The 24,204-nt window shown below is 72.6% G+C and carries 23 protein-coding genes and 1 pseudogene; 15 read left to right on the top strand and 9 right to left on the bottom strand.

Annotated elements, in window-relative coordinates; all coding sequences use genetic code 11:
* Positions 1 to 194: 194 nt before the first annotated feature.
* The gene (locus FHX73_RS29005; protein WP_145908852.1) at positions 195 to 566 is read left to right on the top strand and encodes an ML domain-containing protein; all 372 of its coding nucleotides are present in this window, start codon (positions 195 to 197) and stop codon (positions 564 to 566) included.
* A 205-nt stretch (positions 567 to 771) separates the two neighbouring features.
* Here the strand turns inward: FHX73_RS29005 and FHX73_RS29000 are convergent, their stop codons facing one another.
* Positions 772 to 1,512, bottom strand: a complete 741-nt coding sequence (locus FHX73_RS29000) for an SDR family NAD(P)-dependent oxidoreductase (RefSeq protein ID WP_145908851.1) — start codon at positions 1,510 to 1,512, stop codon at positions 772 to 774.
* Between the two features lie 122 nt (positions 1,513 to 1,634).
* On the opposite strand from FHX73_RS29000, the gene FHX73_RS28995 reads away from it, so the two are divergent.
* Both FHX73_RS28995 and FHX73_RS28990 read left to right on the top strand, forming a co-directional pair.
* Positions 1,635 to 2,273, top strand: a complete 639-nt coding sequence (locus FHX73_RS28995; protein ID WP_145908850.1) for a TetR/AcrR family transcriptional regulator — start codon at positions 1,635 to 1,637, stop codon at positions 2,271 to 2,273.
* 126 nt (positions 2,274 to 2,399) lie between these two features.
* Entirely contained in the window at positions 2,400 to 3,200 is an 801-nt protein-coding gene (locus tag FHX73_RS28990; protein ID WP_145908849.1) for a hypothetical protein, read from the top strand.
* 10 nt (positions 3,201 to 3,210) lie between these two features.
* Here FHX73_RS28990 and FHX73_RS28985 read toward each other — a convergent pair whose 3' ends face one another.
* Entirely contained in the window at positions 3,211 to 4,338 is a 1,128-nt protein-coding gene (locus tag FHX73_RS28985) for a nitric oxide synthase oxygenase (RefSeq protein ID WP_246213937.1), read from the bottom strand.
* 850 nt (positions 4,339 to 5,188) lie between these two features.
* Here FHX73_RS28985 and FHX73_RS28975 point away from each other — a divergent pair.
* On the top strand, positions 5,189 to 6,004 hold the full coding sequence (locus FHX73_RS28975; RefSeq protein ID WP_145908847.1) for an SDR family NAD(P)-dependent oxidoreductase: 816 nt from the start codon (positions 5,189 to 5,191) through the stop codon (positions 6,002 to 6,004).
* Between the two features lie 46 nt (positions 6,005 to 6,050).
* Positions 6,051 to 6,125, top strand: coding sequence for a 50S ribosomal protein bL37 (locus FHX73_RS47690; RefSeq protein WP_425461458.1), 75 nt, complete (start codon positions 6,051 to 6,053; stop codon positions 6,123 to 6,125).
* A gap of 132 nt (positions 6,126 to 6,257) precedes the next feature.
* Here FHX73_RS47690 and FHX73_RS28970 read toward each other — a convergent pair whose 3' ends face one another.
* Entirely contained in the window at positions 6,258 to 7,724 is a 1,467-nt protein-coding gene (locus tag FHX73_RS28970; protein WP_281292731.1) for a DUF2254 domain-containing protein, read from the bottom strand.
* 151 nt (positions 7,725 to 7,875) lie between these two features.
* Between FHX73_RS28970 and FHX73_RS28965 the strand changes: the two genes are divergently transcribed.
* Together FHX73_RS28965 and FHX73_RS28960 are read left to right on the top strand one after the other, a co-directional pair.
* A complete protein-coding gene (locus FHX73_RS28965) occupies positions 7,876 to 8,322 on the top strand; it encodes a hypothetical protein (protein WP_145908846.1) in 447 nt (148 codons plus the stop codon).
* Complete coding sequence (locus tag FHX73_RS28960) at positions 8,322 to 9,542, top strand: WXG100-like domain-containing protein (protein ID WP_145908845.1); 1,221 nt, start codon at positions 8,322 to 8,324, stop codon at positions 9,540 to 9,542. The genes FHX73_RS28965 and FHX73_RS28960 overlap by 1 nt, the downstream gene beginning before the upstream one ends.
* Here FHX73_RS28960 and FHX73_RS28955 read toward each other — a convergent pair whose 3' ends face one another.
* Entirely contained in the window at positions 9,543 to 10,232 is a 690-nt protein-coding gene (locus FHX73_RS28955) for a GNAT family N-acetyltransferase (protein ID WP_170305124.1), read from the bottom strand. It lies immediately after the preceding gene.
* Between the two features lie 200 nt (positions 10,233 to 10,432).
* Here FHX73_RS28955 and FHX73_RS45005 point away from each other — a divergent pair, with 200 nt between their 5' ends.
* From FHX73_RS45005 to FHX73_RS28940, 4 genes and pseudogenes are all read left to right on the top strand, one after another.
* Positions 10,433 to 10,606, top strand: a complete 174-nt coding sequence (locus tag FHX73_RS45005; protein WP_170305123.1) for a hypothetical protein — start codon at positions 10,433 to 10,435, stop codon at positions 10,604 to 10,606.
* Between the two features lie 37 nt (positions 10,607 to 10,643).
* Entirely contained in the window at positions 10,644 to 10,733 is a 90-nt protein-coding gene (kdpF, locus tag FHX73_RS28950; RefSeq protein WP_145908843.1) for a K(+)-transporting ATPase subunit F, read from the top strand.
* 1 nt (position 10,734) lies between these two features.
* Positions 10,735 to 10,968 (top strand): annotated as a pseudogene (locus tag FHX73_RS28945) (potassium-transporting ATPase subunit KdpA); the annotation flags it as partial.
* Between the two features lie 330 nt (positions 10,969 to 11,298).
* Positions 11,299 to 11,799, top strand: a complete 501-nt coding sequence (locus FHX73_RS28940; RefSeq protein ID WP_170305122.1) for a universal stress protein — start codon at positions 11,299 to 11,301, stop codon at positions 11,797 to 11,799.
* Between the two features lie 25 nt (positions 11,800 to 11,824).
* Here the strand turns inward: FHX73_RS28940 and FHX73_RS28935 are convergent, their stop codons facing one another.
* On the bottom strand, positions 11,825 to 12,769 hold the full coding sequence (locus FHX73_RS28935; RefSeq protein ID WP_145908840.1) for a serine/threonine dehydratase: 945 nt from the start codon (positions 12,767 to 12,769) through the stop codon (positions 11,825 to 11,827).
* Between the two features lie 245 nt (positions 12,770 to 13,014).
* Here FHX73_RS28935 and FHX73_RS28930 point away from each other — a divergent pair, with 245 nt between their 5' ends.
* Positions 13,015 to 13,545: a ricin-type beta-trefoil lectin domain protein gene (locus tag FHX73_RS28930; RefSeq protein WP_170305121.1), complete on the top strand. Its 531-nt coding sequence runs from the start codon at positions 13,015 to 13,017 to the stop codon at positions 13,543 to 13,545.
* Positions 13,546 to 13,570: 25 nt separating this feature from the next.
* Here FHX73_RS28930 and FHX73_RS28925 read toward each other — a convergent pair whose 3' ends face one another.
* Positions 13,571 to 14,467 carry a helix-turn-helix transcriptional regulator gene (locus tag FHX73_RS28925; protein ID WP_145908838.1) on the bottom strand — a complete coding sequence of 299 codons (897 nt, stop codon included), beginning with the start codon at positions 14,465 to 14,467 and terminating at the stop codon, positions 13,571 to 13,573.
* 154 nt (positions 14,468 to 14,621) lie between these two features.
* On the opposite strand from FHX73_RS28925, the gene FHX73_RS28920 reads away from it, so the two are divergent.
* The 3 genes from FHX73_RS28920 (at position 14,622) to FHX73_RS28910 (ending at position 17,315) form a co-directional block, all read left to right on the top strand.
* The gene (locus tag FHX73_RS28920) at positions 14,622 to 15,356 is read left to right on the top strand and encodes an SDR family oxidoreductase (RefSeq protein ID WP_145908837.1); all 735 of its coding nucleotides are present in this window, start codon (positions 14,622 to 14,624) and stop codon (positions 15,354 to 15,356) included.
* A gap of 59 nt (positions 15,357 to 15,415) precedes the next feature.
* Entirely contained in the window at positions 15,416 to 16,393 is a 978-nt protein-coding gene (locus FHX73_RS28915; RefSeq protein WP_145908836.1) for an aldo/keto reductase, read from the top strand.
* Positions 16,394 to 16,463: 70 nt separating this feature from the next.
* Positions 16,464 to 17,315 (top strand): aldo/keto reductase, encoded by an 852-nt coding sequence (locus FHX73_RS28910; protein WP_145908835.1) that lies wholly within the window; start codon positions 16,464 to 16,466, stop codon positions 17,313 to 17,315.
* Between the two features lie 70 nt (positions 17,316 to 17,385).
* On the opposite strand, the gene FHX73_RS28905 is transcribed toward FHX73_RS28910, so the two are convergent.
* The 3 genes from FHX73_RS28905 to uca form a co-directional block, all read right to left on the bottom strand.
* Complete coding sequence (locus FHX73_RS28905; protein ID WP_145908834.1) at positions 17,386 to 18,723, bottom strand: cation:dicarboxylate symporter family transporter; 1,338 nt, start codon at positions 18,721 to 18,723, stop codon at positions 17,386 to 17,388.
* Positions 18,724 to 18,860: 137 nt separating this feature from the next.
* A complete protein-coding gene (atzF, locus tag FHX73_RS28900) occupies positions 18,861 to 20,579 on the bottom strand; it encodes an allophanate hydrolase (protein WP_145908833.1) in 1,719 nt (572 codons plus the stop codon).
* Entirely contained in the window at positions 20,576 to 24,169 is a 3,594-nt protein-coding gene (gene uca, locus FHX73_RS28895) for an urea carboxylase (protein WP_145908832.1), read from the bottom strand. The genes atzF and uca overlap by 4 nt, the downstream gene beginning before the upstream one ends.
* Between the last annotated feature and the right edge of the window lie 35 nt (positions 24,170 to 24,204).

Here is a 24,204-nt window from a genome sequence, read left to right as displayed (position 1 = left end):
CGGCCGGCACGAAGGCGGCACCGCCGTCGGCCGGCAGCCGGTGGCAATCGCCGACGGGCCCACAAGCGGCGCCGCCGCGCCCTGCCCAAGCCGGCAGCCGCGGCAATCTTCCTTGGTTGACGGGCTCGGGGGCTTTGCCCCAGTACGTTGGTCGTGTCAGGAGAGATGTTCACCTCGCGGAAGCGGAGCACCGTATGACCACCCCTTCGACCGGCGCTGTCACCTGGAACAACTCGGGGAGCTCCAGCGACAACTTCAAGGTCTCCAGCGTGTCGCTCGACCCGAAGACGCCGGCCAGAGGACAGGACCTCACCGTGACCCTGACCGGCAACCTCACCGGTCCCATCACCAGCGGCTCGGCCCAGACCTTGATCAAGTTCGGGATGGTAGCCCTGGTGAACGAGGCGTCGGCTCTCTCCGCAGCCGCAGCGGGCCCCTACGCCCCGCGGGTCACGTTCCACGCCCCCTTCGACGCCCCCAAGGGCAAGTACACGGGGACGCTGACGCTCACCGACCAGAAGAACAACGAGATCGCCTGCATCACCATCGACTTCTCCCTCTCCTGACACAGGGATACGGGCCCCGGCATCCGCCGGGGCCCGTATCTGTTGTTGCCGCAGTTTCGCCACCAGGCTGTGGTGCTCGCTTCTGCCGCCTTCCTCACACTGGCGGCGCTCCACTCCGCAGCCTGCTGACGTCCTGATCGACTGTCATTCCCGGCACCCGCGCTCCCCGTTCGTATCGAGGAGCGCGGGCCGGTGCGGGTGGGGTTCAGACCGCGGCGCGGCCGCCGTCGACGGGCAGGACCACGCCCTGGACGAAGGAGGCCTGGTCGCCGGCGAGGTAGGCAACGGCGGCGGCGATCTCGGCGGGGTCCGCGACGCGGGCGGCGGGGGCCTGGGCGGCGAGCTGGTCCAGGCTCTCGCCCATGGGGGCGGTCCCTTCGGTGCGGACGGGGCCGGGGGCGACGGCGTTGACGCGCACGCCCTGCGGGCCGAACTCCGCCGCCCAGGACTTCGTCAGCAGGTTCACGGCCGCCTTGGTCGATCCGTAGAGCGCCATGCCCGGCATGCCGAAGCCGGCGACCATGGTGGACACGCTCACCACCGCGCCGCCGCCGCGCTCGGCCATGGCCGGGGCCAGGGCGGCCGTCAGGAAGTACGGGGCCTTGACGTTCACCGCGTACATCGCGTCGAAGTCGGCCTCGGTGGTGGCCGTGGTGGGGCCGAACCCGCTCAGGCCCGCGTTGTTGACCAGGATGTCAACGTGGCCGCCGACCTCGGTGGCGCGGCGGGCCAGATCATGGGCGGAGTCGGCGTCGCGCAGGTCCGCGGGCAGGAAGTCCGCCTTGCCGCCCTCGGCGCGGATGGCGGCCACGGTCTCGGCGCCGCGCTCCGCGCTCCGCCCGGAGACCAGGACGTGGGCGCCGCGGGCGGCCAGGGTCCGGGCGATGGCGCGGCCGATGCCGCTGGTCGAGCCGGTCACCAGGGCGACCTTGCCGGAGAACTCCATGACGAACCTCCAGGGAGGGAGAGCCTCGGGGCTCCGGCCGGAGCCCCGGATTGGCTTGCGCAATCCACTATTCGCCCGAAAAAATGGAATGTCCAATCCAAAATCAGGCGTACAGTGGAGCCATGACGACGCGCACCAGTTCGAAGCCCCGGAAGCTGACGCCCAAGGGCGAGCAGACCCGCCTGCGGATCGTCGCCGCGGCGGCGCAGCTGATGTTCGACCGGGGCGTCGCCGGCACCACGATGGAGGACGTCAAGGCGGCCTCCGGGGCCAGCAGTTCGCAGCTCTACCACTACTTCGCCGACAAGCAGGCACTGATCATGGACGTGATCGCCTACCAGGACGAGCGCGTCGTCGGCGACCAGCAGCCGATGCTCGCCCGCCTGGACACCGTCGACGGGCTGCGCGCCTGGTGCGCGTTCCTCGTCCAGCACCAGATCGACCTGGAGTGCCACGGCGGCTGCCCGATCGGCTCGCTCGGCAGCGAGCTCGCCGAGGTCGACCCCGCCGCCCGGGCCGCCGTGTCGGGCTCCTTCCTGCGCTGGGAGTCCGGCATCCGCGACGGCCTGCGCGCCATGCACGAGCGCGGCGAGCTGACCGCGGATCCCGAGGACCTGGCGCTGACCGTCCTGGCGGCCCTCCAGGGCGGCCTGCTCCTCACCCAGATCCACCGCGACGTCCGCCCCCTGCGGGTCACCCTCGACGCGATGATCGACCACGTCGAGGCCCACACCGTGACAGCCGCGCCGCCGCTGAGCTGAGCACGCGTGGCGCGCCCGGCGCGGTCCCTGACGGGTCCTTAGCAGTCAACCCGGCGGCGACCCGAGCTCCGCCACCCCGAGACAGGGGCGTAGCGTGTTCACCTGCCACCCAGAGACGGAGCACCGATGTCCAGGTCCCAGCCCTCCCTCGCCGATCTCCCCGGGGTCTGGAGGCGCACCCTCGCCCGTGAGGCGGACGGCTCGACGGACCGGGTCACCGACACCACGTGGGTGCAGGGTGCCTCGCTCTTCGCGGATCTGCGGCGGCCGCCCGGGCTGGACGAACTGGTCGGACGCAGGCACCTGAACGAGCTGGACCGCCCGCAGCTGCTGGCGCTGTGCACCCAGAAGGCGTTCGCCGGCACCTTCGCGCAGGACGGCGACGCGTTCAGCTGGATCCGCCGCTTCGACCTCCACCCGTCGGCTCCGCTTCCCGACGCGGGCACCCTGCACTGGCACGGCGACGTCCTCGTGGAGGAAGGCCTCCACGAGGACTACCTGGAGCACTGGGTGCCCGTCGAACGGCCCTCCAGCGAACCGGCTGCCGCCCTGCTGCGGGATCCCGCGGAAGGCTGCACAGGCCTGCTGCTCCGAACCGGATCCTGGTTCGGCTACGTCCGGGACCGATCCGCTCCGCTGCCGGGCCCGACCGGGGTCCCGCTGGCCGACCAGGTGCGCGGGTGCGCCCATCGTGCCGCGGCCGCCGAGCTGTTGGACTTCGAGGTGTCGCTCGGCCGGATCCGGTCCGGGCACTGGGAGATCACCCGCTCCACCCTGCCGCATCGCATCGGCGCCGAGCTGGGACCCTCGCCGAGCAGCGGCGCGGACGCCCTGCGGATCCAGGACTCCGACCCGCAGGGGCGATCCCGCTCGCGCGACTGGCAGTTGGCCTGGCTGGAGGGCCCGGTGCGCCTGCTCGCCGACTGACCGGCGCCGCTCAGGCCGCCTCGCCGAACGGCCAGGAGTCCGTCTGCGGAGCGAAGTTGGGCAGCACCCGGGTCGGCTCGTAGCGGCGCTGCCAGACCGGCGTGGTCGAGCCGCTGATGGCGGGGGCGATCGCGGACCAGTCGGCCGGGCAACCGCGCCCGCTCCGCTGCTCGCGCTCCTCGTGGCGGACGAACTGCTTGGTGGCGAAGTGGTGGTCGATGATCGACACTCCGGCCTGGTCGTAGGAGTGCAGCACCGCCGCCGTGAGCTCCAGCACCGCGCGGTCCCGCCACAGGCTGCGGTCCCGGCTCGTGTCCAGCCCCATTCCCCGGGCCACCGCCGGGAGTTTGTCGTAGCGGTTGGCGTCGGAGAGGTTGCGGGCCCCGATCTCGGCGCACGTGTACCAGGCACTGAACGGCGCCAACGGGTAGCGCAGACCGCCCAGTTCCAGGACCTGGTCGGAGATCGTCGGGAAGGCGTGCCAGCGCAGGCCGAGCCCCTCGAACCACGGGTAGTCCGGGTGGCTGATCCGCACCTCGGGGACCGCGTCCGCCGGCAGGTCGAACCACCGGGGCTCACGCCCCGGCCACTGCAGCACCACCGGCAGAACGTCGTACTCCGTGCCCCGGCCGCGCCAACCCAGCCGCAGCACCGCCTCGGTGAACCGCACCGTCTCGGGGTCGCCCAGCACCGACCCGTCGTGCTGCCGGTAGCCGGCGTACCGGATCAGCTGCCCGTTCCACACCCGCGGGCCGGGCCGCCCCGGCTCGCTGGGCGGGAAGGCGCTCAGCAGCATCCGTATCCTGCCGCCGTTCCAGGCCGACCGCAGGTGCTCCACCAAGGCCTCGAAGAGCTCGCCCTCCTCGCCGCCGGCACCTCCGGCGTCGCGGCAGTCCCGAACCTCCAGGCCCTTCCAGTAGAACTTCCCGATGCACTGCGGGTTGTTGCGCCAGGCGATCCGGGCACCCAGCAGGAGCTCCTCCGCACTCTGCCGATAGGTGCCCGTGGCAGCCAGCCGGTCGGCCACGTCCCGGATCCGCCGCTCGACGGCCTCGACCGCGAGGTGCCCCTCGGCTGCGAGCTGCCGCAGCAGGCTCTCCGCCTCGGCCGCGACCGGTCCCGCCAGCGGTGCGCACAAATCTGGACCCTTCATCATGAACCCCTGTCAACTATGAGGAACACGAACCCGGTTAACCCGCGCGAAACATCTGCTCGCCCTCGAACGCTACGCCGCGACGACCGCGGTCGGTCCTGCGACACCGCCGCTTTGACGGAACCCATGCACACCCGCGAAGCAGCACGAACGGGCCGGGCAGCGGTACGAGATGACCGATCCCGACCTGTGCTGCCCCTTCCACACTCCACACAGGAAACAGCCTTCCTGCAGGCCCGCGATCCACCGGGGGACGGTCCCGTGGCCGGTGCCGTCGGTGTGCAGGAAGCCCTGTTCCAATGCCCGGCCGGGAGATCCTGCGCAAGGTCTGGGGCACCGCGCACGAGCAGCGCACCACCTACCTGCGCGTGTACGTGGCGGGACTGCGCCGCAAGCCGTCCGGCGCCGACCACCTTGCCGGGTCGGGCCACGCGGTCCGACCCGGCAAGGTGGTCGGCGCTCGCACCACGGACTCCTGTCAAGGATTCATCAGAGCGGGTGACTCCGACTTGCCCGCGGCTGCGGGACCGACTTGAATCATCGTCATGACCCGTCCGGCACGCCACCACGACCGTCCGCCGCATCCGCGGACGTCGGCTGCCGCCGTGGCCACCAGCGCCGTCGGCTAGCCCGGTACTGCTCCGCAGCCGGGCACGCACCGATCGCGCACTCGCGGGCGGGCGGTAGCAGCAGCCCGCCCGCGCCTCTCAACATCCTTCGGGACAAGAGCCGTTGGCCGTCCCGAAGCTCTTCTCACCTGATCGCACCCCGGCCCCCGGCGAGCGCGCCCGCGCCCGCCGGCACCCCGGGTGTGCCCGCAACCCCTGGATGAATCATGTCCGCTGTCCTGTCCCGCCGCGTCGCCCTGGTCACCGGAGCCTCCTCCGGTATCGGCTGGGAGACAGCCCGACTGCTCGCCGAACTCGGCGCCACCGTCCTGGTGCACGCCCGGACGGCGCAGGAGGGCGAGCACGCCGTCGAACGCCTGCTGCGCAGCGGTGCGAGCCGCGACCAACTGCACGTCCTCGCAGCGGACTTCGCGCGCCTGGCCGAGGTCGACCAGCTGGCGGCGACGGTCGCGCGGACCTTCCCCACGCTGGACCTGCTGGTCAACAACGCCGCCGTGATGGCCCCCGAGCGGTGCACGCTCACCGAGGACGGCGTGGAGATCTCCTTCCAGGTCAACTTCCTCGCCGCGCACCGGCTCGCCAAGCTGCTGCGGGCGCCGCTGACCGCCGCCGGCGGCGCGCGGATCGTCAACGTCTCCTCCTCGCTGCACCGCACCGCCTCGATGAACTGGGCCGACCCCAACCGGGTCAAGAAGTACTCCCGGGTCGCGGCGTACGCCCAGTCGCAGCTGGCACTCTCCACGGCGGCCGGCGACATGGCACCGGAGGGCAGCGGGATCACCTCGGTGAGCGTCAACCCGGGCCTGTGCGACACCGCGCTCCTGCCGCTGTACGGCCGGGTCGGCGCACCGCCGGCCGAGGGGGCGGCCGCCGTGGTCCGGCTCTGCCGGCCCGAGATCCGCCTCGCCAACGGCGAGTACTACGACGGCGGCGACATCGCCCCGAGCGCCGTCACGGTCCACGAGGAGCGCTCCCGGCGCCGGCTGGGCAAGCTCGCCGACCAACTCACGGCCGGGATCTGACCCACCGTCACCCGAACCATCACCACCGTTACGAGCACGGAGAACGATGTCCAAGCGCGCCCGCAAGAAGAGGTCCCGCCGCAAGAAGAAGGCCAACCACGGCCGCAAGGCCTGCCAGTAGCGGCCACCTGATCCACCCGGCGCCGCGTGCCACCGGCGCCGGGTGCCCTACCGCCGAAGCCCTGGGAGTCCTCCGCCGACCCCGGGGCTTCGGCCTGCGCGCGTCCGGGGGCCGAGCGGCGGCCGGCCGCCACTACGGTCCCGCGGGCAGGGGCGAAGCCAAGGTGCTGTTCTCGGGCTCCGCCGCCCGGTGGAGCGCCACCAGGGTCTGGTAGCGGCGCAGCACGTCCTCGCGGTCGGCCGGCTCGGGCACCGATGCTTCGCAGCTGCGCCAGATCATCATGCCCTGGGTCAGCAGGACCTCTCGTCGGCACGGGATCACCGTCTGCTCCATGACGCGGCACAGGGCGTCGAGTTGACGGATCATCACAGCCGGCATTCCGGCCGAGCATTGGCGGATCTTCTCGAAGGCCCGCTGGACCAGGCGGTCGTAGTCGGCCTGGTAGGCGATGACGCGGATCCGGTCGGCGCGGTCACGGTGGACGTGCTGGGGGTGCCAGCCGGTGGTGATCCGGCACAGGCTGTGACTGAGCCAGTCGATGCAGGTCAGCGCAGTGAAGGTGTCGTTGACGGCGGGGGAAAGGGCCCGGATGGCGATCTCCACCAGCTGGTCGAAGCCGAACGAGACGTCCTGGGTGAGCGTCCGGTACGGTCCCGTCACCTGCACCCGCGCCAGCTGCGCGGCCAGTTGGGCCGCGGCCTCAGGTGGCCAGACCACGGCCAGCGGCTGGCCCTCCACCAGGAAGTGACCTGGCCGGTATGGCAGTTGGAGCACCGCGTCGGCGGCCTCGGCGAGCCGGACCAGCTCGTCGTGCTTGAGGAACTGCAGGTAGCCGCTGGCCGGGGTCGGGATCACGGTGCCCGACTCGTCGATCCGGCGGAGCAGTTCTTCGGCGTCCGGGCCGCAGTCCGGGCCCAGGCGCGGCTCGCGGTCGGCGCCGCTCTGCGACTCGATCGCCCGGGCCAGCTCGTCGGCGATCACGGCGATGACCTGCGGCAGTTGGATCATGGTGGCGATGTGGTGGATGAAGTAGATCAGCAGTCCGAGGTCGACCAGGGTGAAGGCGATCGCGAGCGTGATCGACAGGTGCGGCACGAAGTCGCCGTGCGGACCAGGGCTCGTCGCGACCAGGGCCAGGACGGTGTAGAAGAAGGTGGCGACGAATGTGCCCAGCGTCAGCTGGGTCCCCCGGTCGCGGATGAAGGTCCGCAGCATCCTGGGGCCGAGCTGGGTGGAGGCCAGCGTCAGGGCCACGATGGTGATCGAGAAGACCAGCCCGACCACCGTGATCAGCGCGGCCGCGATGGTGGTGAGGATCTGCCGGGCACCGTCGGCCGTCCCGTTCAGCACCCAGTCGGCATAGCGGAGGTGGCCGTCGTAGGAGAGCCTGTCCACCGTGACGGTACCGGCGAACAGCACCGCGAAGAGCAGCGCCTCGACGGCGGGCACCAGCCACAGGTTGGTCCGCAGCCGCTCACGGCGCCAACCGGCGCGCCCCCGAACGGCGCGGTCCGTCGGGTCGCGGGGGAACGCCGGCTCAGCATGGGGAACTCCTGGTGGCAGGGAGACGTCGATTGCCGACCAGGCTTCCCGGCTCACCGGTCCCTGAGCCTACCCAACCCGAGCCACCGGCACCCTGCGGTACGCGGGCACTGATCCGGCGTCAGTATGGCATCAGGGCGGCGGCGGTGATCGTTGGAATCCCGTCAAGAACGGGCGGGCTCGGGCGCAGGTCGGGTGAGCTGGACGGATGCCGACCCCTCCTCTGCCCGACGTCCCCGGCCCGACCGGCGGTTACCGCAACGCCCCCACCGCCGACCCGCCGTACGCCGGTCCGCCCCTGCCCGCCGTGCCGGCGCTCGACGGCACGCTGGTGGTCGACTTCGCCCTGGTCGGCCGGGCCGCGACCGACGCGGGCAAGGCGGCCGACACCATGGCCGGCGCCTGGGCCGCGCTGAGCTCCGCTGCCCTGTTCGGCGCGGCGCCCTGGGGGGACGACCCCGCCCTCGGCCAAGGCTTCGACCAGGTCTTCGCCCAGCCGCGGGACGACCTGCTGAAGGCGGTGCAGGCGCTGCCGGACACCCTGCGGAAGTTCGCCGATGCCCTCGGCGCCGCCCACGGCACCCTCAAGAACGGCGACAAGGCGGCCGAAGACCTCGCCCGGTCGTTCCCGCCGCCCGGCACCGGAGGCGCGTGATGGCGGTCGACGCCCCCGATGCCTCGCTGCCGGACGGGCTGCAGAACCTGCTGATGATCCTGGTGGGCAACAAGTGGCCCACCGGGAGCGAGAGCGCGCTGCGGGCCGAGGCGGCCGCCTGGAGTGCGGCCGCGAAGTCGGTCCGCGACTGCGTCCAGGACCTGACGGACGCCGGGCGCCGGCTCGACCAGGGCCTGAACGGCACCACCAGGGACACCGTCGACGCCTACCTGGCCAAGCTCGCCACCGCCGACGACGCCGCGCTGCCGCTCATCGCGCAGTGCTGCGACGCCGCGGCCGCCGCGCTGGACAACCTGGCGAACGAGATCGAGACCCTGCGCATCGAGATCATCGGCGCGCTGGTGGTCCTCGCCGTCCAACTGGCCGTCGACGCCGCGATGTTCCTGTTCGGCGGGGCGGAGGCGGCGCCCGCCGAGATCGCCTTCACCAGGGCCCTGCTGTGGGCGCTGCTGCGCAAGGCACTGATCAGCGCGGTGACCAGGGTTGCCGAGTCGGTGTTGGCCCAGGTCGGGTTCGACCTGCTCGCCCAGGTGATCGAACTGGGCCAGGGCCACCGCACGTCGATCGACGGCGGCGAGCTCGGCACCGCCGCCGTCAACGGCGCGATCGGCGGCGCGGTCGGCGTCGGCGCCGGGTGGCTCGGCAAGGGGCTCTCCAAGGGGCTGGGCAAGGGCCTCGGCAAGGGCTTCGCCTCGCTCACCGGCAACGAGGCCGGCAGGTTCACCAAGGGCGCGGCCGACCTGGTCTGGAACACCGGCTACGGGGCGCTGACCGGGATGGCCGAAGGCGCGGCGCAGGACGCGGCGTTCGGGCTGTCGGGCGACTACGTCTCCGGCGCGGCCAACGGAGCGTTCGCCGGTGCCTGGGGCTCGCGGCACGGGGCGATGAACCCCGGGAACAAGTTCTCCCTCTCGCCAGCCGACCACATCGAGGGCTGGCTGAACGGCAGGCTGGAGGGACCGCGCCCGCCAGGCGGCGGCCCGTCGGAGATCGAGCTCGGGCCCGTCGGGGACCTGCCCCACGAGCTGCCGCCGCTGCCCCCGCTGGACACCGACTTGTCGAGCCTCTCCCATGAGCTGGGCCATTTCCCGGTGCCCGTCGGCGACTTCAGGCAGACGCACGGTGCGGCCCCTCCCCCGCCGACCATGTCGGACGCCATCTTCACGGAGCTCAGCCCGGGCCCGCGCCCGAGCCCCTGATCACGCGGACCTCGCCGTCGTGAAGCACTCGACGGGCTCACCGGCTCCGGCGCGCGCCCGCCCCACATAGTAGCAGACCTCGGTGCGGACCGGCCGGAAGCCGGCGGCGCGGGCGAGCGCCTGGCTCGCCTCGTTGCCGCGGGGAGCCGACCAGGTCGGGACGCGGCCCCGGGCCCGAACGGCCGAGCTGAGGCCGCTGACGCAGGCCAGTCCAAGGCCCAGCTGCCGGAAGGACGGCAGCGTCAGGACCGCGACGTCCTCATGGGCCCGGCCCTCCCAGTAGGTACAGGCGACGGCGGCGAGCTGGTTGCCGTCGGTGAAGGCGCCCCAGGCCCGACCGCTCGCAGCGAGGCCGTGCGCGCCGCCCCAGGTCTCGGTGATCCAGCGGAGCGACGGCACCAGGGCCGCCAGCTGCCGGGCATCGCCGCAGGTCATCGGGCGAACCCGGAAGCCCTGCGGAGCACGCGGCCGGTGCGGACGGTACCGCTGGACACTGATCGTCCGCTCCCACGGGCTCACCTGGGCGAAGGCGCGCCCGAGCAGCGGGAGGAACCGCTCGGGCGCGGTGAACTGACCGTGCGCCAGCGCCGCCAGCCGTGCCGGGTCGAGCCGTCGCGGATCCCCGCGCAACAGGCGGTGGCCCGCGCAGTGGATCGCCTCGGCACGCGGATACGTCGGCCGATCGGTCAACCGACCCCCGATACCGGAGGTGCGGACATGGGCATCCATCGCGTCGAACCCGGGGCGTTCCGGCAAGGACCAGTGCACGACGCCCAGCTCAGCAGCCACGGACGGTGCGCCGGGCGGCGTTGATGCCGGGCTGACGCCCGGAGCACGGTTTCTGACGGATCCTTCACGTCTCGCGCTGCAGAGCGCCCGACAACGCTGGCATGACTGTTCCCAATGGACCACGCACGGTGAGCGCGGCGGTGCGGAGCGCCACAGAATCGAGGGCACCGACACAGAGCGCGGAGCCTGCCATGACCGATCTTGCCTTCATCGGCGTCACGATCCTCGTGTTCGCCGTCCTCGCCCTGATCGCGAAGGGGGTGGAGCGGCTGTGACCGACCGGGGCCGGCGCTCCACCGCCCAGGGGGCGCGATGACGGTCGACAACATCGTGGGCCTGGTCGTCGCGGCCGTGATCATCGTCTACCTCGTGCTCGCGCTGATCCGCCCGGAGAGGTTCTGAGGTGACCCCGACCCTCGCGGGCTTCCTGCAGGCGCTGGCCCTGGTGGCGGCGCCCGCCCTCTCGCACCGGCCGCTGGGCGACTACCTGGCGCAGGTCCTGACCAGTGCCAGGCACCTGCGCGCCGAGCGCGCCGTCTACCGGCTGATCGGCGTCAACGGGGACTTCGAGCAGACCTGGACGGCGTACCTGCGCAGCGTGCTCGCCTTCTCCGCCGTCTCGGTGCTCTTCCGCTACGCGTAGCCAAGCACGGTGGTGATCCCGGTGGTCGCGAGGCCGCCGCCGACCGCGCGACCACTCGGGACAGCGAGGAGACCGCACAGTCCTCCGGCTGACCCCGGGGCTGCCCGGCGGCGCCGGCGGCCGTCAAAGGTGCGTCAGGAAGCGGCGATGGCGCGTCTCGGATGCGTCAAGAGGCGAAAGTGGCCCGAGCAGGCAGGCTTCGATGGATCAGCGGAGCAGGCGACCCGTCAACCGCCTGTTTCGAAGGTCCAGTTCGTACCGCGCCTGGACGTCCGGGGAACGAAGGCCCCTCATCGGGCCTCAAGATCGGGGAAGTGCAGCACCATGGCCGAGACCAGCCGGGTCGTCGTCGGAGTCAGCGGGTCAACGCGGAACGCGGCGGTGCTGCGGCGTGCCGTGGACGAGGCGACCCGGCTCCGTGCCGTCCTCGTCCCGGTGATCGCCTGGACCCCGGTCGGCGGCGGGCGGGTCCACCCCTGTCCCTCGCTGGCGGCGCTCTGGCAGCAGGCAGCCCGCACCCGTCTCGACGACGCCTTCGCGGACACCCTCGGCGGCTACCCGACGGGTCTGCGGATCGACCCCGTGGTGATCCGCGACGAGGCCGGCCCCGCTCTGGTCCGGATCGCCGACCAGCCGGGCGACATGCTGGTGGTCGGCGCCGGCCGCCGGGGCCCGCTGCAACGACTGGTGCACGGCGCGGTCAGCCGCTACTGCGTGGCCAGGGCCTTGTGCACCGTGATAGCCGTGCCGGACTGCCCAGTCGACTCAGTCGGCGCGAGCCCGGCGCACGAAGGAGACGACTCGTCGAGGTTGATCGCCGCGTAGCTGCCGGGCACCGCCGACAGGGAGGTCAGACCAGGTCGCCCGGGTCGGTGTTGGCGCCGCAGAGCACGATCGCGGTGCGGCTGCCGGGGGTGGGCTCGTAGGCGCCGTCGAGCAGGGCCGCCAGCGCGGCGGCGCCCCCGTGCTCGACGGCGAACCGCCATTGGTCCCAGAGGAGTTGACGGGCGTTGCGGATCGCGCTGTCCGGCACCAGCAGCGAGGTGGCAGCGGCCTTGCGGGCCCAGTGCAGTGCCGTTTCGGAGGTGCGCCGGGCGCCCAGGGAGTCCGCGGCGATCGAGTCCACCTCGACGTCCACCACCTCGCCCTGCTGGAGCGCGGCGTTGAGGGCGCGGCAGTGCTCCGGCTCGACGGCGACGACGTGCACGCCGCGGTGCTCGGCGGTGATCGCGGTGCCGGCGAACAGCCCGCCGCCGCCGACCGCCACGACGACGGTGTCCAGGCCGGGGACCTGGCGGAGGACCTCGTCCAGCAGCGTGCCCGCGCCGGCGATGATGTGCGGGTCGTCGTAGGCGTGCGAGGACAGGGCGCCCGACTCGGCGGCGAACTGCTGTGCGGCGGCGAGGGCTTGGGCGTACTCGGTGCCGACCTGGCGCACCTCGGCGCCGAAGCCGCGCAGCTTGGCGACCTTGACGGCCGGCGCGGTCTGCGGCACGAAGACGGTGGCCCGGATGCCGTGGCGCTGGGCGGCCCAGGCGCAGGCCAGGCCCGCGTTGCCCCCGGAGGCGATCACCACGCCGGCCTCGGGCATGGTGCCGTCCTCCAGGTGGGCGGCGATGAAGTTCGCGGCGCCGCGGTCCTTGAAGCTGCCGGTGCGCTGGGTGAAGTCGAGGGCGAAGTGCACCTCGGCCTCGCCGAAGCTCCCCGGGTCCGCCGGGATCACCGGCACCGGCCGGGTCACGCCGGCGATCCGCTCGCCGGCGGCCTTGATGTCGTCGTAGCCCAAGGTGTGCAAGGAGTGCCTCCGGTGAGGGGGTGTCAGGACCGGCCGACCAGGTCGGAGTCGTGGTGATCGGATTTCAAACCCTATGTCGTCCCATGGGATGAACGTAGTTCGTACCCGGGCGTGTCGATGGTGCCCGCTGCGAGTGTTGCCCGTGCCAGGCAGGTATGCCGAGCGCACCTTCCGGCAGCGTCCCGTCCTGGTCCGACCACCCCACCGAGCGCCGACACCCGTCGGCGCACCTGCGGAGGTACACCATGTCCCGTTCCACCACCGCTTTCGCTGCAGCTGCCCTGGCCGCCGCCGGCCTGCTCGCCTCGGCGGCGCCCGCGGTCGCCGTCGCAACGCCCCGGGCGGCCGGCGCCACCATGTGCCTGGACGTGGGCGGATCCCGCAACAACGGCGACTGGACCAAGATCTGGCAGTGCCAGAACCCCGGCTTCGGCAACCAGGACCTGGTCGTCGACCGGGGGCAGATCAAGGTCAGGGACACCATCGGGAGCGGCCAGGAGATGTGCCTGGACGTCGGCGGATCCCGCAACAACGGCGACCGGACCAAGATCTGGCAGTGCCAGAACCCCGGCTTCGGCAACCAGGACTTCGTCATCGACAGCGGCCAGATCAAGGTCAAGGACACCATCGGGAGCGGCCAGGAGATGTGCCTGGACGTCGGCGGATCCCGCAACAACGGCGACCGGACCAAGATCTGGCAGTGCCAGAACCCCGGCTTCGGCAACCAGGACTTCGTCATCGACAGCGGCCAGATCAAGGTCAGGGACACCATCTGACGGATCGTCGCGGGACGGGCCCCACTCACCTCTCGGTGGGGCTCTCCCGAACGGTGGCCGCGGTGCCCGGTGCCTCGGAAGGCGTGGCGGCGAGGCTGCCGAGGAGCCCCAGCCGTTCCTCCGTCGGGGATCCCGGCGTGCTCGTGTAGGCGTACATCATCCACCCCGGGTGGTCGGGCAGTTCCACGCCCTCGTAGACGAATTCGAGGTCGCCGACGTCGGGGTGGTGGATGTGCTTGGTGCCGGTGCGGTGCAGGCGGACGGCGTGGGCGGTCCAGCGGGTGCTGAAGGCGTCGCTGCGGGCGGCGAGTTCGCCGATGAGGTCGGTGAGGGCCTTGTCGCGGGGGTTGCGCCCGGCGGCGGTGCGCAGGTTCGCGGCGGAGGCGTCGGCCGAGCGCTCCCACCGGGGGTAGAAGGTGCGCGCGGCGGGGCTGAGGAAGATGAACCGGGCGGTGTTGTGCCGGGCGTCCGGGTCGTCGAGCAGGGGGGCGAGCAGGGCCCGGGCAAGGGGGTTGGTGGCGAGGATGTCGGCCCGCTGGTCGACGATCCAGGCGGGTGCTCCGGTGATCGCGTCGAGGAAGCGCTGGAGCGAGGGGCGGATCGTCGAGGGCGCGGGGCGGGAGCGGCGGCGGCTCGGGGAGGGGTTCGCCGCTCGGGCCAGGTCGTGCAGGTGCTCCGTCTCCGCGTCGTCGAGGCGCAGCGCGCGGGCGAGGGCGTCGAGCACCTCGGGCGAGACGCCCGCGAGGTTGCCGCGCTCCATCTTCGCGTAGTAGTCGCTGCTCATTCCCGCGAGCATGGCGACCTCCTCGCGGCGCAGGCCCGGCAGGCGGCGACGGCCGCCCCCGATGATCCCCGCCTGCTCGGGGGTGATCCGGTCGCGTCGGGTGCGCAGGAAGTCCCGCACCTCGGCCTGGTTGTCCATGCCGTCCACGGTACGGCCGTGCGGGCGGATGTAGGAGTGACTGCCAGTACACGGATAAGCGGTTCCTCGCTCCACCGGTGGGCCGGTGCTGGAATGGCTGCATCGCCACGAAAGACAGCACCGAAGACAGCACCGAAGACAAGGAACCGAACAGATGAGCCAGGACAAGCAGCAGGGACGCGTCGCCGTCATCACCGGGGCCTCCTCCGGGATCGGCGCGGCGACCGCGAGGTCCCTGCACGCCGCGGGCTACCGGGTCGCGCTGCTCGCCCGTCGCACGGACCGCATCAAGGCGCTCGCCGACGAGCTCGGCGAGGGTGCGCTGGCGGTCTCCGCCGACGTCACCGACCGGGACGCGCTGGTCGCGGCGGCCGAGCGGGTGGCGCAGGAGTTCGGCGGCGCGGACGTGCTGGTGAACAACGCCGGGACGATGCTGCTCGGGCCGTTCTCGGCCGAGCAGCGCGACGACTACCGCAGGATGATCGAGGTCAACCTGCTGGGCGCGATCACCGCCACCGAGGTGTTCCTCGACCAGCTCAAGGACGGCGGCGGCGACATCGTGAACATCTCCTCCGTCGCCGGCCGGGTCGCCAACGTCGGCAGCGGCGTGTACGCGGCCACCAAGTTCGGCATCAACGGCTGGTCGGAGTCGCTGCGCAAGGAACTGCTGCCCGACGTCCGGGTCACGGTGATCGAACCGGGCGTCGTCGCCACCGAACTGCCCACCCACATCACCCATGAGGCGACCCGTCAGGGCGCCCAGCAGCTCTACGATGTCGCCGAGGTCACGGCCGAGGACGTCGCCGAGGTGATCACCTTCACCCTCCAGCGCCCCCGGCACCTGGTCATCAACGAGATCCTGCTCCGCCCGGCCGGCCAGGTGCAGTGACCCGGCGCTCGGCGGAGCGGCAGCGAGCACTGTACAGCGAATAGCGAAGAGGTTTTCCCGTGAAGCACATCCACCTGCGCGACCTGGACGTCTCCCGCATCGGCCTGGGAACCATGGGCATGTCCCACGCCTACACCGGCGCCGGAACCGACGACGACGAGTCCGTGCGCACCATCCACCGCGCCCTGGAGCTGGGCGTCACCCTGATCGACACGGCCGAGGTCTACGGGCCCTACATCAACGAGGAGCTCGTCGGCCGCGCCCTCAAGGGCCGCCGCGACCAGGTGGTGCTCGCCACCAAGTTCGGCCTCATCACCCACACCGGCCGCCAGGGAGGGGCCGACAGCAGCCCGGCCAACATCCGTGCCGCCGTCGAGGGTTCGCTCAAGCGCCTGGGCACCGACCGCATCGACCTCTACTACCAGCACCGCGTCGACCCGGGCACGCCCATCGAGGAGACCGTCGGGGCCCTGGCCGAGCTGGTCGCCGAGGGCAAGGTCCGGCACATCGCCCTCTCGGAGGCCGGTCCCGAGACCATCCGCCGCGCCCACGCCGTCCACCCGATCACCGCGGTGCAGTCCGAGTACTCGCTGTTCACCCGCGACCCCGAGGCCCGCGTGCTGCCCGTGCTGCGGGAGCTGGGCATCGGCTTCGTGCCATTCTCGCCGCTCGGGCGCGGCTTCCTGACCGGCACGATCCGCTCCACCGAGCAGTTCGACCGGAACGACTTCCGCGCCGACAACCCGCGGTTCGCCGGCGAGAACTTCCAGCACAACCTGGCCCTGGCCGACCAGGTCGCCGCGATCGCCGCCGAGATCGGCGTCACCCCGGCGCAGGTCGCCCTCGCCTGGCTGCTCGCCCAGGGCGACGACATCGCGCCCATCCCCGGGACGCGCCGCGTGGCCCGCATCGAGGAGAACGTCGCCGCCGATGCCGTCCGCCTCACCGGCGAGCAGCTCGCCGCGCTGAGCAGCCTGCCGCCGGCCGCTGGCGACACCCACACCGAGGCGCAGATGCGGATGATGGAACGCGGATGATCGAACGCTGACGAGCGGCACCCTGACCCACCGTCAACCACCGTCCACCCGGTCACCTCTAGGAACACCCGTGCAGCACATCACCTTGAACAACGGCGTCCGGATGCCGATCCTCGGCTTCGGCGTCTACCAGATCCCGGCCGACGAGACCGAGCGTGCCGTCACCGAGGCCCTCGCCGCCGGCTACCGGCTGCTGGACACCGCCGCGGCCTACGGCAACGAGGAGGCGGTGGGCCGCGCGATCAAGAACAGCGGAGTCCCCCGCCAGGAGCTGTTCGTCACCACCAAGCTGTGGGTCCAGGACGCCCCCGCCCAGGACAACACCCGCCGCGCCTTCGAGACCTCGCTGACCAAGCTGGGCCTCGACCAGGTCGACCTGTACCTGATGCACCAGCCCTACGGCGACGTGTACGGCCAGTGGCGCGCCATGGAGGCCGTCAACCGCGAGGGCCTGGCCAGGGCGATCGGCGTCGCCAACTTCCACCCCGACCGGCTGCTGGACCTGCTCCTCAACAACGAGACCGCCCCGGCGGTGAACCAGATCGAGACCCACCCGTTCTTCCAGCGCACCGCCGACCACACCCTGATGCGCGAGCACGGCGTCCGGCACCAGGCGTGGGGCGGCTTCGCCGAGGGCAGGAACGGCCTGTTCACCCACCCTGTCCTCGCCGGGATCGGCGAGGCGCACGGCAAGTCCGTGGCGCAGGTCGTGCTGCGCTGGCTGGTCCAGCGCGACATCGTCACCATCCCCAAGTCGGTGAACCCGGACCGGATGGCACAGAACATCGACGTCTTCGACTTCGAGCTCACCGACGGTCAGCTGTCCGCCATCGCCGCCCTCGACACCGGCGCGACGCTGTTCTTCGACCACCACGACCCCGAGATGGTCGCCTGGCTCAGCAAGCGCCGTCTGGACGGCTGAGCACCCGCGCGCCGGCCCCGGACGCCCCGGCCTACGCGGTCGGGGCGTCCGCGCGCGCCGGGGGTGGTGGTCAGCCCGCCCGTGTGGCGTGCACCGGGGCGGCGGCGAGCGCGGCCTTGGCGCGGCCGGTGTCCAGCAGTCCCTCCCAGCGGGCCACCACGAAGGTCGCGACGCAGTTGCCGAGCAGGTTGGTGACCACGCGCATGGTGTCCATCAGGCGGTCCGCAGCGAGCACCAGCGCCACCGCGCCCGGTGGGAAGGCGTTCACGGCGGCGGCGGTCGCCGACAGGGCCAGGAACGCGGAGCCCGGGACGCCGGCCATGCCCTTGCTGGTGAGCATGAGCATCAGCACGATCGTGACCTGCTGACCCAGCGACAGGTGCACGTCGAGCGCCTGCGCCATGAACAGTGTCGCCACCGAGAGGTAGATCGACGCTCCGTCGAGGTTGAAGGAGTAGCCGGTCGGCAGCACCAGCCCGGTCGGCGCCTCGCCGGCGCCCGCGTCGCGCAGCTTCTGCATCATCCGCGGCAGCACGATCTCGCTGGACGCCGTCGCCACCGCGAGCGAGAACTCGGACCGGGTGTAGACGAGGAAGCGCCACAGGCTGAGTCCGGTGAACGCCTTGAGCAGCACGGCCAGGCCCACCACGAACAGCAGTGCCGCCCCGTAGCAGCAGGCGATCAGGGCGCCGTACGAGGAGAGCACCGATATGCCGTACTGGCCGATCAGGTAGGCGGCGGAGCCGAAGGCGGCGAGCGGCGCGAGCTTCATCACGTACCCGACGACCCGGAAGACCACCTGACCGGCCTGATCAACCAGTTGCAGGACCAGCGGGGTGCGGGTCTGGCCCAGGTGTCCGATCGCCGCCCCGCAGAGCACGGCCAGCAGCAGCACCTGCAGCAGCTGGTTGTCGGCGAAGGCCCCGACCGCGCTGGTCGGCACCAGGCTGAGCAGGAAGCCCGCGAAGCCCGGTAGTTGGGCGCCGCCGGTCTGCTTGGTCACGGCGGCGGCGTCGAGCTTCGGGTGCCCGCCGGCGAAGCCGTGGCCGGGTTCGACGAGGTTGCCGGCGAGCAGACCGAGCAGCAGCGCGACCGTGCTGAGGGCCTCGAACCAGATCAGCGCCTTGACGCCGATCCGTCCGACGGTCTTGACGTCGCCCGCCTTGGCGATCCCCAGCACCACGACGCAGAAGACCAGCGGCGAGATGACCGCCCGGATCGCGGCGAGGAAGGCGTCACCGAGCGCCTTGAGGGAGTGGGCGCCGGCCGGCCACAGGGTTCCCACCAGGATCCCGAGCCCGGTGGCCGCGACGACCTGGGCGAACGGTGACAGCAGCACGGCCGTGGCCCGGTTTCGGGCCGGCACGGACGCGGGCGCGGATGCTTCGAGCACAGCTGCTTCGGGCATGAGAATCCTCTTCCGGGATAATTCCGCACAGCGGAAGGACTCTTCCACTTCGGCGGGTGTGCGGTGGATTCTGCTGGCCGTCCGTCACATCCCCGCGCCCCGGCGTTAACGCCGGGTATCGCGCGGCCCCGCGAGGATCAGGACGCGCCGCTCGCGAGGTAGCTGCGCCAGTCGCCGTGGTGGGTGATGTCCGTCCCGGCGGACGCGGTGTGCGGGTCGCACTGGAACCCCAACACCCAGCTGCCATCCGCGAGTTCGATCCGCCCCAGCGACATGGGCGCGGGCAGCGCGGCCAGGAACCGGCCGAGCGCGGCGGGTGCGAGGGTCCACCTCTCGCCGGTGATCGACCCGCCAGCGCCCGGGCCGACCCGCACCAGACCGGGCTTCGGCGGGTCGGTGGGCAGCGCGGCGAGACGGTACGCGGTGGCCGTGCTCACCTCCCCCGCGTAGCGGGCGCCGGTCTCGGTGAGCTGGTGGTTGAGCGGCTGGCCGCGCAGGTGGGCGCCGAAGACGACGAGGTCGACTCCGTTGCCGGGCAGCGGAGTTGACGCCTGCTCACCGGTGAGGCGGGCGGCGATGTCGAGGGCGGGCTGGTCCTCGAAGGCGCGGGTGATGACGCTGACGCCGAAGGGGCTGCCGTCGGCCTCCCCGGCCGGGACGGCGACGGCGGCGAGGTCGAGCAGGTTGACGAAGTTGGTGTAGGTGCCCAGGCGGGAGTTGACGGCGACGGGGTCGGCCTGGACGGCGGCGATGTCGGGGTGCTCGGTGGTGGTCGGCAGCAGCAGCGCGTCGTAGCCGGACAGCAGGCGGCGGGCGAGCGCCTTGTACTCGTCGAGGCGTTCCTGGTCGGCGGCCAGTGCGTGGGCGGGCAGTTCGGCGGCGGCGAGGATGATCGCGGCCACGGTGGGGTCGGCGGCAGACGGGTCGCGGGCGATGAACTCGCCCACCGCGGCGTAGCGTTCGGCGACGAGTGCTCCGTCGTAGAGCAGCCGGGCGGCCTGCAGCAGGGGTTCGACGTCGATGACGGTGGTCTCGGCGCCGGCGGCCTCCAGCTGCTTGACGGCCGTGTGGAAGGCGGCCCGCGCGGCCGGCGAGAGCGGCGCGAGGTCCTCCTCCCCGGGGATCGCGAGGCGTGGGTGCTCCGGGGCCGACAGGCGTACGTCGTCCGGCCAGCTGCGGCTGAGCGGGTCGCCCTCGTCGGGGCCGATCATCACGGCCAGCGCCCGCTGGGCCTCGGTGAGGGTACGGGCGAAGACGGTGACGGCGTCGTAGGAGCGGGCGGCGGGGACGACTCCGGCGGTGGGGACCAGTCCGAGCGTGGGCTTGAGGCCGACGATCCCGTTGAGCGCGGCGGGCACCCGGCCGGAGCCGGCGGTGTCGGTGCCCAGCGCGATGTCGGTGAGGCCCAGGGCGACGGCGACCGCCGATCCGGAGCTGGAGCCGCCGGAGATCTTCTCGGGGCGCAGCGCGTTGCGGACGGGGCCGTGCGGGCTGCGGGTGCCGACCAGGCCGGTGGCGAACTGGTCCAGGTTGGTCTTGCCGAGCACCAACGCGCCCGCGTCGAGCAGCCGTTGCACGGCGGGCGCCGAGCTGCCCGGCGTGTAGGCGTAGCCGGGGCAGGCGGCGGTGGTGGGCAGGCCGGCCACGTCGATGTTGTCCTTGACGGCCACCAGCGTTCCGGCCAGCGGCAGTTCGGCCCCGGCGGCGATCCGCCGGTCCAGCTCGCGGGCCTGCATCAGCACGTTGGTCTCGGGGCGCAGGGTGATCCAGATCTCGGGCCGGTCGGCTTCGGCGATCCGCCGGTAGGCGTCGACGACGCGCTCGGCACAACTGACGGTCGGGGTCTGGGTGGTCACGCGGTTTCCTCTTCTGCAAGGGCTTCCATGACGACGGCCAGCGGGACGCCGGCGTCGATCTGCTGTCCGGGGGTGACGAGGACGTCGGTGACGACGCCGTGGGTGGTGGCGCGGACCACGACCTCCATCTTCATGGCCTCCAGCACCAGGAGCGGCCGGCCGGGTGCGACGCGGGTGCCCGGCTGGGCCTCGATCTTCCACACGGTCGAGCTGAGCGGCGCCTCGACCAGGATGCTGCCCGGCTCCAGGGCCAGTGAAGCAGCGTCCTGGGTGACGGCCTCGGGCGCCTCGCGGGGGGCGAACTCCCCCGCCTTCTCCCACGCCTGGCGTTCCGCCTCGAAGGCGGCGGCCTGGCGGGCGCGGAAGGCCGCGATGCTGTCGGCGTTCTCGCGCAGGAACCGCTCGTGCTCGGTGAGGGAGAAGGTGCCGGGGCGGATGTCCAGGGCGGTGCGCCCGGCGGTCAGGTCGGCGCGCAGGTCGAGGAGTTCCTCGGGGCTCACCGGGTGCCAGATGATGCGGTCGAAGAAGCGCAGCAGCCAGGGCCGGCCGTCCGCGAAGGAGCGGGGTGGGCGCAGGCCGCCCCAGACGGGGACGGTGCGGCCGATGAGCTGGTAGCCGCCGGGGCTCTCCATGCCGTAGACGCACAGGTAGGCGCCGCCGATGCCGACCCCGCCCTCGGCGGTCCAGGTGCGGGCCGGGTTGTACTTGGTGGTGACCAGGCGGTGGCGCGGGTCGAGCGGGGTGGCGGCGGGGGCGCCGAGGTAGACGTCGCCGAGGCCGAGCACCAGGTACTGGGCGGCGAAGACGGCCTTCCGCACGTCGTCCACGCTGTCCAGGCCGTTGATGCGGCGGATGAACTCGATGTTGGAGGGGTTCCAGGGCGCGTCGTCGCGGACCGAGGCGGTGTAGCGGGCGATGGCCTCCTGGACGGTGGGGTCGTCCCAGGAGAGCGGGAGGTGGACCTCCCGGCTGGGCACGGTCAGTTCGGCGGTGGCGGGGAGGTGGTCCTCCGCCTCCTGGAGCAGGCCGAGCAGGGTGCGCAGGGGCAGCACGTCGGGGTCGGTGTGCAGGTGCAGCGAGCGCACGCCCGGGGTGATGTCGATGAGCCCCGCCGGGCGCAGTGCGTGCAGGTGCTGGGCGAGGGCGTGGACGCGCATGCGCAGCGCCAGGTCGAGCGTCATCGGACCGTACTCGACCAGCAGGTTGTCCTCGGCGCCGCGCCGGTAGGTCACCTCCGGGGTGGTGTCGGTGGCGGGGCGGCGGGCGAGGACGCCGTCGTCGCCGTCCGGGCCGGCGTTCGTCGGGAGGGTGAGCAGGGCGGGGGCGCGGCGCAGGGTGTCGGCGGTCGCCTCGCTGACGGGGACGAAGCGCACGGTGTCGCCGGGGCGCAGCTGTCCGGTCTTCCAGCGCTCGGCGCGGACGATGGTGACGGGGCAGGCGAAGCCGCCGAGGCTGGGGCCGTCGGGGCCGAGGATGGCGGGCGTGTCGCCGGTGAAGTTGACCGCGCCGACGGAGTAGGCGGTGTCGTGGACGTTGGAGGGGTGCAGGCCGGCCTCGCCGCCGTCGGGCCGGGCCCATTCGGGGCGCGGGCCGATGAGCCGGACGCCGGTGCGGGCGGACTGGGCGGAGACCTTCCAGTCCGTCCGGTAGACGGTGCGCAGGCCGTCGCGGGTGAGGAAGTCCGGTGCGGGGTGCGGGCCTTCGCTGACCGCGATCCGCCAGTGGGTGGTGAAGTGCGGGCGGTCCGCCGCCGGCACCGCGGCCGGGGCCGGGGCGTCGGGGGCGGGCGGAGCGGGGCGCAGGACGTCGCCGGTGCGCAGCGCCCGGCCGGCGTGGCCGCCGAAGGCGCCGAGGGTGAAGGTGGCGGCGCTGCCGAGGTAGTCGGGCGCATCGAGGCCGCCGCGCACCAGGACGTAGGTCCGCATGCCGGGGCCCTTCGGGGTGCCCACATCCAGGATCTGACCAGCCGTCAGTTCGATTGGCTGCCACTGCTCGACGGGCTGTCCGTCGACCAGGACCTCGGTGCGTGCGCCGGTCACGCAGACGACCTGCGGGTGGGAGAAGCGCAGGGCCGCTCCCTCCAGCGTGCACTCCAGGCCCGGCGCGCCCTCGGGGTTGCCGACGGCGGTGTTCCCGAGGCGGAACGAACGGTCGTCCATCGGCCCGCCGGGCGGGATGCCGACCTCCCAGTAGCCGGTGCGCCCGGGCCAGTCCTGCACGGTGGTCTGCGCGCCGCCGCGCACGACGTCGATGCGCGGGCGCGGGTCGGTGAGACCGGTGAGCGTGGCGGTGGTGTGCCGGGCGGCCCGCACCTCGGGCGCCTGGCAGGCCGCGCGGAGCAGGCCGAGGTTGGTCTCCACGCCGTCGATCCTGGTATCGGCCAGGGCCTGTGCGAGGCGGTCGAGGGCCTCGGCGCGGGTGCCGCCGGTCGCGATGATCTTGGCGATCATGGGGTCGTACGCCGTGGATATCACCTGCCCGGTCTCGGCCCAGCCGTCGACGCGGACGCCGTCGGGGAAGCGGACCCGGGTCAGCAGGCCGGAGCTGGGCCGGTGGGCGAGGGCGGGGTCCTCGGCGTAGATCCGGGCCTCGACCGCGTGGCCGCGCGGGACCGGTTCTTCGAGGAAGCCGGTCTCGCCGCGGGCCAGGCGCAGCATCCAGGCGACCAGGTCGATGCCGTGGGTCTCCTCGGTGACCGGGTGTTCGACCTGGAGGCGGGTGTTGACCTCCAGGAAGTACGCCTCCTGGCGCCCGGGGTCGTAGACGAATTCGACGGTGCCGGCCGAGCGGTAGTCGACCGACGCGCACAGCTCCCGTGCCGCCGTGTGGAGTTGGTTCCTGATCGGCGAAGGGAGGTCCGGTGCGGGGGCTTCCTCCAGGACCTTCTGGTTGCGGCGCTGGAGGGAGCAGTCGCGGTCGCCGAGCACGGCGATCCCGCCAGCGCCGTCGCCGAAGACCTGCACCTCGACGTGGCGGGCACCGTCGACGTAGCGCTCCAGGAAGACGCCGCCGTCACCGAAGCTGCCCTGCGCCAGGCGGGTGACCTGGGCGAAGGCCTCCCGCAGCTCGCCCGGTCCGGCACAGGCCCGCATCCCGATGCCGCCTCCGCCGCCGGTGGCCTTGAGCATGACCGGGTAGCCGACCGTCCGCGCCGCGCGCAGTGCCGCGGCCTCGTCGGCGAGCAGGCCGCTGCCGGGCAGCAGGGGCACGCCGGCCGCGAGCGCGGCGGCCCGGGCGGTGTGCTTGGCGCCGAAGACCTCCAGCTGGGCCGGGGTGGGGCCGACGAAGACCAGGCCGGCCGCCTCGACTGCGGCGGCGAAGGAGGCGTTCTCGGAGAGGAAGCCGTAGCCGGGGTGGATCGCGCCCGCGCCGGTGGCCAGGGCCGCCTCCAGCAGCAGGTCGGCGCGCAGGTAGCTGTCGGCGGCGGGTGCCGGGCCGAGCCGGACGGCCTCGTCGGCCATCCGGACGTGCGGGGCGGTGCGGTCGGCGTCGGAGTAGACCGCCACCGTGCGCAGCCCGAGGGCGTGTGCGCTGCGCAGGATGCGGCAGGCGATCTCGCCGCGGTTGGCTACCAGCAAGGTGTCGAACACGGGGGCGGCTCCTCCGGAAGGGGCGGCAGGGCGGC

Origin of the sequence: Kitasatospora viridis (assembly GCF_007829815.1) — a bacterium.
In the GTDB taxonomy this organism is placed as follows: domain Bacteria; phylum Actinomycetota; class Actinomycetes; order Streptomycetales; family Streptomycetaceae; genus Kitasatospora; species Kitasatospora viridis.
The sequence above is the reverse complement of the archived record's forward strand: the minus strand, read 5'-3'. Positions and strand labels throughout refer to the sequence as shown.